General features: G+C 52.6%; 10 protein-coding genes. 9 read left to right on the top strand and 1 reads right to left on the bottom strand.

Annotated features, from left to right (window positions below):
• Positions 1 to 137: 137 nt before the first annotated feature.
• From AC3WJN_RS14200 to AC3WJN_RS14160, 9 genes are all read left to right on the top strand, one after another.
• Positions 138 to 1,244 carry a carbamoyl phosphate synthase small subunit gene (locus AC3WJN_RS14200; protein WP_005829871.1) on the top strand — a complete coding sequence of 369 codons (1,107 nt, stop codon included), beginning with the start codon at positions 138 to 140 and terminating at the stop codon, positions 1,242 to 1,244.
• The gene (gene carB, locus AC3WJN_RS14195) at positions 1,237 to 4,479 is read left to right on the top strand and encodes a carbamoyl-phosphate synthase (glutamine-hydrolyzing) large subunit (RefSeq protein ID WP_007777977.1); all 3,243 of its coding nucleotides are present in this window, start codon (positions 1,237 to 1,239) and stop codon (positions 4,477 to 4,479) included. The genes AC3WJN_RS14200 and carB overlap by 8 nt, the downstream gene beginning before the upstream one ends.
• Entirely contained in the window at positions 4,424 to 5,395 is a 972-nt protein-coding gene (gene argF / locus AC3WJN_RS14190) for an ornithine carbamoyltransferase (RefSeq protein WP_005829874.1), read from the top strand. The genes carB and argF overlap by 56 nt, the downstream gene beginning before the upstream one ends.
• Before the next feature lie 434 nt (positions 5,396 to 5,829).
• On the top strand, positions 5,830 to 6,381 hold the full coding sequence (locus tag AC3WJN_RS14185) for a DUF5317 domain-containing protein (protein ID WP_007777975.1): 552 nt from the start codon (positions 5,830 to 5,832) through the stop codon (positions 6,379 to 6,381).
• A complete protein-coding gene (locus AC3WJN_RS14180) occupies positions 6,365 to 7,702 on the top strand; it encodes an HD-GYP domain-containing protein (protein WP_007777973.1) in 1,338 nt (445 codons plus the stop codon). Before AC3WJN_RS14185 ends, AC3WJN_RS14180 begins: the two co-directional genes overlap by 17 nt.
• A gap of 114 nt (positions 7,703 to 7,816) precedes the next feature.
• Entirely contained in the window at positions 7,817 to 8,113 is a 297-nt protein-coding gene (locus AC3WJN_RS14175; RefSeq protein WP_141333637.1) for a hypothetical protein, read from the top strand.
• Between the two features lie 54 nt (positions 8,114 to 8,167).
• The gene (locus AC3WJN_RS14170) at positions 8,168 to 9,427 is read left to right on the top strand and encodes an argininosuccinate synthase (RefSeq protein WP_005829883.1); all 1,260 of its coding nucleotides are present in this window, start codon (positions 8,168 to 8,170) and stop codon (positions 9,425 to 9,427) included.
• Entirely contained in the window at positions 9,424 to 10,869 is a 1,446-nt protein-coding gene (gene argH / locus AC3WJN_RS14165) for an argininosuccinate lyase (RefSeq protein ID WP_005829884.1), read from the top strand. The genes AC3WJN_RS14170 and argH overlap by 4 nt, the downstream gene beginning before the upstream one ends.
• Positions 10,870 to 11,036: 167 nt before the next feature.
• Entirely contained in the window at positions 11,037 to 12,149 is a 1,113-nt protein-coding gene (locus AC3WJN_RS14160; protein WP_005829885.1) for a GerAB/ArcD/ProY family transporter, read from the top strand.
• Between the two features lie 52 nt (positions 12,150 to 12,201).
• On the opposite strand, the gene AC3WJN_RS14155 is transcribed toward AC3WJN_RS14160, so the two are convergent.
• Positions 12,202 to 13,359: an iron-containing alcohol dehydrogenase gene (locus AC3WJN_RS14155; RefSeq protein ID WP_005829886.1), complete on the bottom strand. Its 1,158-nt coding sequence runs from the start codon at positions 13,357 to 13,359 to the stop codon at positions 12,202 to 12,204.
• Positions 13,360 to 13,575: the final 216 nt, after the last annotated feature.

The raw sequence follows: 13,575 nt of genomic DNA, 5'->3' as shown, positions 1-13,575 counted from the left end.
TAATGTTGAATGTATATTAATACAAAGAGTTGCATAAATTCTCGGTATGAACGGCATGAACGTGAATGACTTATTCACCTAAACAGATGCGCCAAATGGCGTTGGCTCTTGCCTATTGGAGAGGAGTGGCTTCATAGATGGATAGAGATAAGCAATCGCTGGGAACGGGCTACCTCACGCTGGAGAGCGGGGAGGTATTTGCAGGGCAGCTTTACGGAGCGCCTATTAACGGTTTCGGCGAAGTGGTTTTTCATACAGGCATGACCGGCTATCAGGAAGTAATGACAGACCCTTCCTTTGCAGGTCAGATCGTGACTTTTACTTATCCGTTGATCGGGAACTACGGAATCAACGAAAACGACTACGAGGCGGCAAAGCCGGCTCTGACGGGGATGATCGTCAGCGAGCTGTGCACAGAGCCGAGTCACTACGAATCGACGAAAACATTGGCCCAGGCGGCGGAAGACTTTGGCTTCCCGATTTTGGCCGGAATCGACACCCGAACCATTACGAAGCGAGTTCGCCAAAATGGTCCGGTTTTCGGGGTGATTTCCGATCAGCCTATGCAGGCGGCGGAGGTTGCGTCACTGCGCTACAAGCACGCGAAAAAATCGCTGGTAGCGAATGTATCCACCCAACAGATCGAGCGTTACCCGGGAGCCGGGGAGCATGTCGTCCTGGTCGACCTCGGGATGAAAAAATCGATTCTGGATGCACTTTTGGAGCTGGGCTGCCGTGTGACCGTCGTGCCGTTCGACACTTCTTTTGCGCAAATTAACGCGCTCGCACCGGACGGCCTGCTGTTTTCCAACGGCCCTGGCGACCCGGAGCACCTGCTGGCGTATTGCAGCGAATGGCGAAAAGCGGTTGAGCAGTACCCGACTTTGGGCATCTGTCTGGGACATCAGGTGCTGGCGCTGATGTACGGCGGCAAAACAGAAAAGCTGGCGTACGGTCACCGCGGCAGCAATCACCCGGTGAAAGACCTGGTGACAGGCAAGGTGTACATGACCTCGCAAAACCACGGGTACGTCGTCAAGGAAGAGTCTTTGGACAAACGGCAGCTCGCCGTCTCGTACCGCAATGTAAACGACGGCTCTGTCGAAGGGCTGCGCCATGTGAGCCTGCCCGTTTTCAGCGTGCAGTACCACCCGGAGGCACATCCCGGACCGAGCGATACTTCCCATATATTCCACCAATTCTTGCAATCGATGCGTGTAGTAGGAGCGAAGAGATATGCCTAAATTGCCACACATTCATAAAGTTCTGGTGATCGGCTCCGGCCCGATCGTCATCGGCCAGGCGGCAGAATTTGACTACGCCGGAGCGCAGGCTTGCCTTTCGCTGAAGGAAGCGGGCGTGCAGGTCGTACTGGTGAACAATAACCCGGCGACGATCATGACAGATGAGCAGGTTGCAGACAAAGTTTATCTGGAGCCGCTCACGGTCGAATCCGTGACGGCGATTATCGCCAAAGAGCGTCCCGACGGACTTTTGCCCACGCTTGGCGGGCAGACGGGGCTGAATCTTGCGGTTGCTCTGGCAGAGGCAGGCGTGCTGGAAGCGTACAACGTTCAACTGCTGGGCACGCCGCTTGCTGCCATTCAAAACGGGGAAGACCGTGAGCTGTTCAAGCAGTTGATGCAGCAAATCGGCGAGCCTGTTCCCGAGAGCGATACCGTGGAATCAGTCGAGGCGGCTATCCAGTTCGCCAACACCATCGGCTATCCCGTCATCGTCCGTCCTGCTTACACGCTGGGCGGCGCAGGCGGCGGTATCGCTGAAGACGAGGCAGCCTTGCGCAAGGTCGCGGCAGGCGGAATTGCGGCCAGCCCCATCGGGCAAGTCCTGATCGAGCGCAGCGTAAAAGGCTGGAAAGAGATCGAATACGAAGTCATGCGGGATGCGAACGACACCTGCATCATCGTCTGCAATATGGAAAATCTCGATCCTGTAGGCATTCACACGGGAGACAGCATCGTCGTCGCGCCGTCGCAGACGCTGACAGACCGCCAGTATCAAATGCTGCGCAGCGCCTCGACAAAAGTGATTCGCTCGCTCGGTGTCGTCGGCGGCTGCAACATTCAGTTTGCGCTCGATCCGCACTCAGATCGCTACGTGCTGATCGAAGTCAATCCGCGGGTGAGCCGCTCCAGCGCGTTGGCTTCCAAGGCGACCGGCTATCCGATCGCGCGGATTGCGGCCAAGCTGGCATTGGGCTACGGGCTGGACGAGGTCATCAACCCGATTACAGGCTACACCTACGCCAGCTTTGAGCCGGCTCTGGACTATATCGTGGTGAAAATTCCACGCTTCCCGTTTGACAAATTCCCACATGCCGATCGCAGGCTGGGCACGCAAATGAAGGCGACAGGCGAAGTCATGTCGATTGCCCGCAATCTGGAAGCGGGACTGTTGAAAGCCGTTCGCTCACTGGAGCAGGGCTGCACGCACCTGTCCCGTCCGGAGCTTGCTTCCTGGACGCGCGAGCAGCTTGCGCAGTCGTTGCAGGACGCTACCGACATCCGCCTGTTCGTTTTTGCCGAAGCGATCCGCAAAGGCTTCACAGAAGCAGAGCTGCACAGCCTGACAGGCGTCGATCCGTTTTTCCTGCGCAGCTTGCGCAAAATCGTCGATCTGGAAGCGGAGCTGTCCGCACACGACAGCAGCACGCTATCCAGAGAGCTGCTGCTTGCCGCAAAGCGCAGCGGCTTTGCGGATGAAACGATTGCTTCGCTGGTGGGAACCACTCCGCTTGCCATCAAAAAACAGCGCGAGCAAGCAGGCATCACGCCAACTTACAAAATTGTCGATACGTGCGCAGCCGAATTTGATGCGCAGACTCCATACTACTACTCGGATTGGCAAGGAGTAGACGAAGTAGAGACGCTGGCCGGGCGAAAAGTGCTCGTGCTCGGCTCCGGGCCAATCCGCATCGGGCAAGGAATCGAGTTTGACTACTGCTCCGTGCATGCCGCCAAAGCGCTGCAAGCAAGCGGAATCGCGGCCATCGTGGTGAACAACAACCCGGAAACGGTGAGTACGGACTACGAAACAGCCGACCACCTTTATTTTGAACCGCTGCATGTAGAAGACGTGCTGCATGTCGCCGAGCGCGAACAGGTAGAGGGCGTCATGGTCCAGTTTGGCGGACAGACGGCGATCAATCTGGCGGCAAAGCTGGAGCAGGCCGGACTGAAGGTCATGGGCACGACGCTGACCGCGATTGAGCGGGCAGAGGACCGCGAGCTGTTTTACGCGATGCTGCGCAAGCTGAACATCCCGCATATCCCGGGCAAAGGCGTATCGTCCCTGGAAGATGCGACAGCGATAGCGGAGGAAATCGGCTTCCCGGTTCTGATGCGGCCTTCCTACGTCATCGGCGGGCAAGGCATGGTAGTCGTACACAACATCGAGGAGCTGACAGCGACGATCAACGACTGGCTCCACCACCCGCAGAGCGAAGCGTTTTTCCCGCTTCTCGTGGACAAATACGTCCCGGGCCGGGAAGCAGAGGTCGATGCGGTCTGCGACGGGCAGTCTGTCATTATCCCGGGCATTTTCCAGCACGTGGAGAAAGCGGGCATTCACTCTGGCGACAGCGTGGCGCTGTTCCCGGCTCCGGCGCTGTCGGATGAGATCAAGCACAAAATTGCCAGCTACACAGAAGCGATCGCACGGGAAATGGAAGCGGTCGGCCTAATCAACATTCAGTTTGTCATCGACACCGATACCGTCTATGTGCTGGAGGTTAACCCGCGCGCATCGCGGACAGTGCCGATCACGAGCAAAGTGACGGGCATCCCGATGGTCCAGTTGGCTGTGCGCGCCCAGTTGGGGGAAAAGCTGGCGGACATGGGGTACGGAACCGGGCTGCTGCCTGAGATTCCTTTTGCAGTCGTCAAAGCTCCTGTCTTCTCGACCATCAAGCTGAACGGCGTCGACCCGGTACTCGGACCGGAAATGAAGTCGACCGGAGAAGTGCTCGGACTTGGACGGACGTTTGAGGAAGCGGCCGGAAAAGCGTTTGCCTTCAAAGACAACCTGTACGGCGACTGGAAAAACGGTCAGCTTGTCATGATCTCCCTGGCGGATGCGGACAAGAAGGAAGAGATCGGCCAACTGATCGGGCAGCTTCAGGCAGATGGTGCTACTCTCGCAGCGACGGCGGGCACGGCCAGTTGGTTGGCAGCAGCCGGCGTTGCGGTCAAGCATGTCGTGGAAGATGAAGCAGCCTGGAACCAATTGCTGCAAAAAGAGCGGGCAGCCTTTGCGCTGGTCACCGCAACAAAAGGAAATCAACAGGGCAGAAGAGGGTTTGCCTTGCGCAGCCGGATGGTGCAGCAAGGAATCCCGCTGTTCTGTGCAACGGATACATTCTCGTTATATGTGAAGTCCATTATGATGAAAAGAGGTGGCTCTCATGCAGCCAGTGAAGATATTGGAACACTTTCAAAACTTGCCCCTGCAAAAGCATAAAGGAAAAGATTTTCTGCGTGTCGACGAATTTAACGGCGACGAACTGATGGAGTTGCTCCATCTCGCCGCTCACATCAAGCAACTGCAAAAGCTGGGACAGCCGTTCCAGCCTTTGCAGGGCAAGACGCTGGGAATGATTTTTGACAAGGCGTCGACGCGCACGCGCGTCTCCTTCGAAGTAGGGATGCACCAGCTCGGCGGGCTTGGCATGTTCATGAGCGGAAAAGAGCTGCAACTGGGCCGCGGAGAGCCGATCAGCGACACGGCAAAGGTGTTGTCCCGCTACGTGGACGCGATCATGATCCGCACGTTCTCCCACTCTTATGTGGAAGAGCTGGCCGAGCACGCCTCCATCCCGATCATCAACGGCCTGACCGACCTGTACCATCCATGTCAGGCTTTGGCTGACATGCTGACCATCTGGGAGCACAAAGGCAAGCTCAAAGGCGTCAAGCTCGCCTACGTGGGCGACGGGAACAACGTAGCCAACTCGCTCGTTCTCGCTGCCGTTTTGCTCGGCCTGGAAGTGCGTGTGGCGACGCCTGTCGGCTATGAGATGGATGCTGCCATCGTGGCAAAAGCTGTCGAGTACGCGAAAAAGAGCGGCGGAAAAATGATGGTGACGCATGATCCAAAAGAAGCAGTCGCGGGGGCCGACGCTGTTTACACAGATGTTTGGACCAGCATGGGCTTCGAGGAGGAAAACGAAGTGCGCCTGAAAGCATTCGCGAATTACCAGGTAAACGAGCAACTGGTGGCACAGGCAGACCGCAACTACCTTTTCCTGCACTGCCTGCCGGCGCATCGCGGCGAGGAAGTGACCGCAGGCGTCATCGACGGACCAAGCTCCGTCATTTTCGATCAGGCTGAAAATCGCTTGCATGCCCAGAAGGCGATTCTGGCAGCGCTGGTATGAACAAGGTTCTAGTCAAATAGAACTAACCGGAATTAAATCCAATAGACTATGAAACTGTGATTGCCGAATTTTGTCACTTATGTGTAAAATATAGCTAGGAAAGTCGCAAAGAAGTACAGACTGTATCTGGTCGCTTGGTCTGTATGGAGCCAGTAGCGAATCCGCCCTTCTCGCAACCAGTGCGAAAGGAAAGACGGTGCAGAGGCTGTACCTGGTCGCTTGGCCTCTGATTGAAAACCAGTAGCGAAGCCAGCTTTCTCCACTATGCGCGTAAGGAGGGGAAATCGAGATGAAAAAATGGTTCGCAGCGATCTTGATGGTGGTAGCGATTGTTGCTGCTACTTCTGCAAACTTCCATGTCGGATAATAAATTTTTCGAGGAAACACCGCTTGCTTGAGTGGTGTTTTTTCTTAAATCTTTGGAGGCAAGCGGCATGCTTTTGGATGTAATTTGTTTATCTTTTATTGTTGCTTTAATACGAGGGGGGAGAATAAAGGAATTTCCTAAGTTTAAGAAAGTTGTGTTGCTCGTCATTACGATTGTTCTCCAAGTTTGCGCTGCATTTTTTCCTACAGTGGGAGGCATTTTCGTTTCGATCGCGTATGTATTTATATTAGCGTTCCTGATATGTAACAGAGAGTTCGAAGACATGCGCATATTTTTGATCGGATGGTTTCTAAATGCTATTGCTATTTGGACAAACAATGGAAAAATGCCTATAGATTTGGAGCAAGCAAAAAAGTTACCATATGATTTAGAGCCTGTTATCAACGGAACGAATTTTAAGCACAGTGTCTTGACGGAAAGTTCGAATTTGCCATTTTTAACCGACGTAATTTACATGCCCTTGATTATTCCAAGGGTAATCAGTATTGGGGATATCTTTATTATGTTAGGAGCCTTTTTGCTAGTTCAGCGTTTGATGAATAAACCTATCTCGCTATTACAGCTTCATGAAGGTAAAAGATATGCGACAAAAAATTAATCTCTCTAATCTGATAAAGGGCATTGTAGTGCAGTTTGGCTTTGTTATAGCTGCAATCTGTATTTTTTACAGCTCAATATCGGAATGGGAGCCCAGAGAACATTGGGGAGTATTGTTTACCTATACTCTCCTCACTATCTTTTCCTGTTTTTCGCCTGTGCGAATTTCCAACACTATTTTGACAGTAAATAATGCTGTCATTTTTTCGGGGATCTTGTTATACGGTGTTTGGGTAGGGGTATGGACTGCGTTAATTGAATCGATTATCATTGCTTTTCTGGGAAGGATTCATCCTTTAAAAGCAGCTTTTAACATTGGGCAGCTACTAATGACGATTTGGGTAGTAGCTACTTTGAATGAGTGGATTAACAGTTTCGGTACAATCTCTCCCATCATATCGGATATATTTTTGGCAGTAGTTTACTGGTTTGTAAACCTTATGTTATGTGGATTGGGGATATCTTACTTCTATCAAAACAGTTGGATCCAAACAGTCAAGGCGATGGCCAAGGGGTTCACCTCTACTTATTTATTGCTTATGATTTTAGCAGGCGTAGGTGCCAGGCTGGTAGAGACTTACGGACCACTGACATTGATTCCGATGATGATTGCATTTTATACAATTAGCCATGTCTTTCATCATTACTACGAGAATCTTCAAAGGCTTCAACAAAAGGTTGAAGAGGTCAAATCTTTTAACCACAATTTTCTTACAGCCATGGCAGCCTCCATCGACGCCCGCGATCACTATACCAGCGGACATTCTCAACGGGTTGCTCACTGGGGAAAAGAAATTGCCAAAGAAATCGGATTGCCTGCGGATAAAGTGGAGGAAGTGTATGTTGGAGGCATCCTGCACGATATCGGCAAGATTGGCATCGCAGATGAGATTCTCAATAAAAAAGGAAAATTAACACCTGAGGAATACGATACGATTAAACAGCATACGGTGATAGGATACGAAATTATTTTGCAGGCAGGTATGTTTCATGAGCTTCTGCCTGCGATACGATCACACCATGAACGAATGGACGGCAGAGGATACCCTGATGGTTTGATGGGGGATGAGATCCCGCTCATTGCGAGAATTTTGGCCATATCCGATTCGTTCGATGCGATGGTGGCAGATCGGCCTTATCGAAAAGGGTTGCCGGTCGAGGAAGCCCTTCAGGAAATACGCAGAGGAGCAGGAACGCAGTTCGATCCGGAGCTGGCCAGCCATTTCGTTGCGATAGTGGAAAGACTGCCGCGAGAGGAACTGCAGTGCATTATTGGACAAGAATTAAATCCAAAAAAACAGTTACAGGAGGCAAACAGCTAGCTGCCTCTTGTAACTGTTTTTTGTTTGGACGCTTGCAAAGCAACGGCCAGATTTGGATAGCGGCCATTCAATTTTTGCATAAAAACGTTTCTATGCATGGGACGAGGTACTGGATTGCGCGTTCAATCAATGAAAACCCACTATGATCCTTCCGGGAAAAAGGCTTGCATAAAGGACAATACAGACGGAGAATCAACAGAATTTTGGCTGGCAAACAACGACGCGGAAGCGGTATTGCAAGATCAGCTAAGCCTTGCTACACGCCAAAACCAGCCCCCTTGCAATCAACACGACAACTCGGAAAAGCAAAAGCGCCAGAAGGGATACCGTCCTTTCCTCAGGAAAGCGCTTCCTGATTTTGTCTGCGAAAATATCGCGAATAAACAAGAAAAGTGGTTGTATTTTTATTAACTCGTTTGTATAATTACTCACATGAGAGATACTTCGAAACGGGGAGAGAGAATGATGGCAAAAGATAAAATTGTGTTGGCCTATTCTGGCGGTTTAGATACATCGGTAGCAATTAAATGGTTGCAAGACACCTACAATTTCGACGTAATCGCAGTTGCGCTCGATGTAGGCGAAGGGAAAGACCTGGATTTCGTCCAGAAAAAAGCGTTGCAAGTAGGCGCGCTCAAATCGATCGTCGTCGATGCCAAGGAAGCTTTTGCAGAAGAATTCGTTCTGCCAGCCCTGAAAGCAAACGCGATGTACGAAGGCAAATACCCGCTCGTATCGGCTTTGTCGCGTTACCTGATTTCCCGCGTGCTGGTTGAGATCGCGGAAAAAGAAGGCGCGGTAGCGGTAGCGCACGGTTGCACAGGAAAAGGAAACGACCAGGTGCGCTTCGACGTGTCCTTCACAGCGCTCAATCCGAACCTGAAAATCGTAGCGCCTGTTCGCGAATGGGGCTGGACTCGCGACGAAGAGATCGAGTATGCGAAAAAGAACAATATCCCGATCCCGATTGATCTGGACAACCCATACAGCATTGACCAAAACCTGTGGGGCAGAAGCTGCGAGTGCGGCGTTCTGGAAGATCCGTGGGCAGCGCCGCCAGAAGGCGCGTACGATCTGACGAAGTCGATTGCAGATGCGCCGGACGAAGCAGAAGAAATCGAAATCACGTTTGTCCAAGGCAAGCCGACTGCCCTGAACGGCGAAGAGCTGCCTTTGTCCGAGCTGATTTTGAAGCTGAACAAAATCGCTGGAAACCACGGCGTAGGCCGCATCGACCACGTGGAAAACCGCCTGGTGGGGATCAAATCCCGTGAAGTGTACGAGACGCCTGCTGCCACAACCCTGATTCTGGCGCACCGCGAGCTGGAATTTTTGACACAGCCTCGTGAGGTAGCTCAGTTCAAGCCGATCATCGAGCAAAAAATGTCCCAGGTGATCTACGAAGGCCTGTGGTACTCGCCAATTCGCAACGCGATTCAGGCGTTCATCGAAGAGACGCAAAAACACGTGACTGGCGTCGTGCGCGTGAAGCTGCACAAAGGCCATGCAATCGTAGTGGGCCGCAAGTCCGCATCTTCGCTCTACAGCCATGAGCTGGCGACTTACAACGCTGGCGACCAGTTCGACCATAAAGCAGCGCTCGGCTTCATCAAGCTGTGGGGCTTGCCAACAAAAGTGTACGCAGAAGTGAACGAAGGCGTACTGCATGAGAACAAAAACACCGCGATCAAGATTTTGGATGAAAAGGATGCGATCACGCAATGAAACTGTGGGGAGGACGCTTCACGAAGCCGACGAATCAGCTCGTAGAAGAATATACAGCTTCTATCTCTTTTGACCAGAAGATGTGGCGGCAGGACATCGTCGGCAGCCTGGCTCATGTTGCCATGCTGGGCAAGTGCGGCATCCTGCCGATGGAGGAAGTACGTCAAATCATCGCGGGCTTGAAAAAAGTCAAAGACAAAATCGAGCGCGGGCAAGCGGAGTTTTTGGTTGCTCACGAAGATGTTCATATGAATATCGAAAAAATGCTGATTGAAGAGATCGGTCCGGTGGGGGGCAAGCTTCACACCGGACGGAGCCGCAACGACCAGGTCGCACTCGATATGCACCTGTACTTGAGAGAAAAGCTGATGGAGATCATCCAGTTGGCCATGTATTTGCAGGAAGCGCTGCTTGAGCAGGCCAGTCAGCATCTCGATACGGTTATGCCTGGCTATACGCATCTGCAGCGTGCGCAGCCGGTTTTGTTCGGCTACCACCTGATGGCGTATGTCTCCATGCTGCAGCGCGATATCGAGCGGATGACAGAAACGTGGAAACGGGTGAATGTGCTGCCGCTTGGCGCTGGTGCGCTGGCGGGCACGACCTTCCCGATCGACCGGACGTTTGTCGCGGAGATGCTGCAATTCGACGGCATTTATCAAAACAGCATGGACGCGGTGAGCGATCGCGATTTCATCGTGGAGTTTTTGGCGGACGCTTCCTTGCTGATGACGCATTTGTCCCGTCTGTGTGAGGAACTGGTCATCTGGAGCAGCCAGGAGTTTTCTTTTGTAGAACTGGACGATGCGTTCTGCACAGGCTCCAGCATCATGCCGCAAAAGAAAAATCCGGACGTCGCCGAGCTGGTGCGCGGAAAAACGGGCCGTGTCTACGGCAACCTGTTCGGTCTTTTGACAGTGCTCAAAGGCTTGCCGCTCGCGTACAACAAGGACATGCAGGAAGACAAGGAAGGCATGTTCGATACGGTGGCGACGATCCACGGCGCTCTCGCTTTGCTGACGCCGATGATTAAGACGATGCAGGTGCGGACGGAGCGCATGCGCCAGGCTGTCACCAACGATTTTTCCAATGCGACCGATTTGGCGGACTACCTGGTGCGCAAAAACATGCCGTTCCGCCAGGCTCACGAGGTCGTCGGCAGAACTGTTCTGTACTGCATTGAGCAGCAAAAATATTTGCTGGATTTGACGCTGGAGGAGTTCCAAAGCTTCTCGGGAGTCATCGGGGCAGATGTGTACGACGCGCTGGCAGTGGAAACCGTCGTGAACGCCCGCAACGTGCTGGGCGGAACCGCGCGCAATCAGGTCGAAGCCCAAATTGCCTGGTATCAGGAAAAATGGAAAGAGACACAAGTCTGGGTCGATAAAAACAGCCAGAAAGTGATGATCGAGTCGCTGATTGATGTAGGATCGCCAGCGTAACCGATTAGACGGCAGAAAATGAGTACGGATAGGCATACCAGCCTGTCCGTTTTTTTTGTGCAAAAATTTTTTGGCGTGGCACGAGAGGCTTTCTTGGCGTTTAGCTCGGTTGGTCTGGGGCAATAATTGTGAAAAGGTCATAGGGTCGAAAGCGGGCAAAAAACACCATGCTAGAGAATTACAAAATCAGTCCCCGACAATTTATGATGCTGGTTACCCTTGTCACGATTGGCGATTCCGTGCTCGTCCTGCCCGCCATTGCGGCGGAGCTCGCCAAACAGGACGCCTGGATTTCGGTGACGGTCGGGCTGCTGATCGGACTGGGCAATGTTCTTTTGATGATCGCAGTAGGCAAGTGCTATCCGAATGAAAGCTTCTTTTCTTTTATAGATAACATGTTTGGGCGAGTGTTGGGCACGGTGATTACACTTTCCTTTGTTTGGTACACATTTTTTTCGGCTGCGGCACACGTCCTGGAGACAGGCGATTTTGTCGGGACGTATTTGTTGAATGACACGCCGAGCATAGCCATTCAACTGCTGCTCGTCAGTCTCATCATGTTCGGAGTGCGCCTGGGGCTGCAAACTGTCGCTGATTCCGCGCAAATTTACTTTTACGGGTTCTTTTGCTTTTTCGTGTTGCTGATGCTTTGTCTGATTCCCCAGGCAGACGTAGCCAGACTGCAGCCGGTGCTGGAAAATGGCTGGAAGCCTGTTTTGGCAGGCGCGATTCCGTCCATTGCTTTTCCGTTTTCGGAGCTGGTTATTTTTTTGGCGATTTTGCCGTACGTATCCCCGATTCAGAGGCGAATGCGGTATTTTTTGAAAGGCGCATTTTTAGGCGGGCTTGTGCTCGTACTCGTCATTTTAATGTGCATTCTCGTCCTGGGGGCAGACATGACAGCAAGACACGGGTACCCTTCGTATGTGCTCGCCAAGCAAATGAAGATCGGGCTGTTCATCCAACGGCTGGAAGCGATTTTGGCCGTAGTCTGGTTCATCGCTGTCAACGTCAAGATCATGATTTACAGCGTGTTTTTTCAACTGGGGCTGCGGCATGTGTTTCGGATTCGGGAAATGTCTGTACTGACCTTGCCGTACATGGTGATGCTGCTGGTGATGGCGAACATTTTCACGCCGAACATGGTCGTGTACGTGCACATCATCTCGCAGTACTGGCCGTTTTACGATTTTACCTACTCGATTGCCCTGTTGCTTTTGCTCCTGATCGTTCACAAGTTGAGAAGCAAGTATGGTGATCGGAAAAGAAGCCCATCCTAAAAAACGCCGCGACTCTCATGGGAAGAGTGCGGCGTTTTTGCTTTTACAACTTTTACAAAGCCATGCGCAAAATTTCGCGGACATCTTCTTTGGTCAATGTTTTGAACTGACCAATCGGACCAAACGGCGTCGCTTTTTCCGCCATTTCTTCCAAATACTCGTCTGTAATTTGGTAGTCCGCCAAACGGGTCGGCGCTCCGATGCGGGCAAAGAACGCTTCTGTCGCTGCAATGCCTTCCAACGCCACTTCCTCGTCGGTTTTGCCGGCGGGATCGACATTCCACACCTCCACGGCGAAGCGGACGAAGCGGGCGACGTTTTCGCGATAGACGTAGCGCATCCATTTCGGGAAGATGATCGCCAGGCCGCCGCCATGCGGAATGTCGTACACGGCGCTGACGGCGTGCTCGATGGAGTGGGTAGCCCAGTCGGTTGTCACGCCGACAGGCAGCGTGCCGTTGAGCGCCATCGTTCCGCAGTACAGGATGTTGGCGCGGGCATCGTAGTCGTGCGGGTTTTCCAGGACGCGCTCGGCGTTTTCAATGACGGTTTTCATGATCGACTCGGCGAAGCGCGTCTGGAGCGGAATCTCGGTTGTATGCGTGAAATACTGTTCGAAAACGTGCGACAAAATATCGCTGATTCCGTAGATCGTCTGATCGCGCGGGACGCTGAACGTATTTTCCGGATCGAGGATGGAGAAGGTCGGGAAGGTGGTGCCAGCCCCGTGCTTTTCTTTTGTTTCCCAGTTCGTAACGACGCTGCCTCTGTTCATTTCCGAGCCTGTTGCGGCCAGCGTCAGAACGGTGCCGAGCGGCAAGGCTTTTTCGGCCACTGCTTTGCGCGAGTAAAAATCCCACACATCCCCTTCGTAGGGGACGCCGACAGCTACTGCCTTGGCCGCGTCAATCACGCTTCCGCCGCCAACGGCGAGAATCCAGTCGACCCCTTCTGTCCGGCACAGATCAATCCCTTTTTTCACCGTGCTAAGACGAGGGTTCGGCTCGACGCCAGGCAACTCCAATACGCGGCAGCCCGCAGCTTGCAGAAGCGCTGTGACCTTGTCGTAAAGACCGGAGCGCTTGATGCTGCCGCCGCCGTACACAAGCAATACCGTGTTGCCGAGCTGCTTGGCTTTTTCCTCCAGTTGGGCCAACTGTCCCCGGCCGAAAATAAGTTGTGTCGGGTTGTAGTACACGAAGTTTTCCATCTTGCCAGCTCCTCTCATACTCATGCATACATTCATTGTAGCGGACTGCCCTGACCCGTGCCAGCGAGCGATGTGCTGCTGTAATTTTTTGGACATTTCATGTCGGATGGAAGAGAAACGAGGCGGTTTCGACAAGAAATGAGAGATTTAGTGGATACCATCCGCGAAACAGGGTGGTATAATAAATAAGATGGGTAACCTCGCTGTTTTTCAACA

The sequence above is a fragment of the Brevibacillus sp. FW306-2-1A-C05A genome (assembly GCF_058781555.1).
This window is presented reverse-complemented; position numbering and strand designations above follow the sequence as displayed.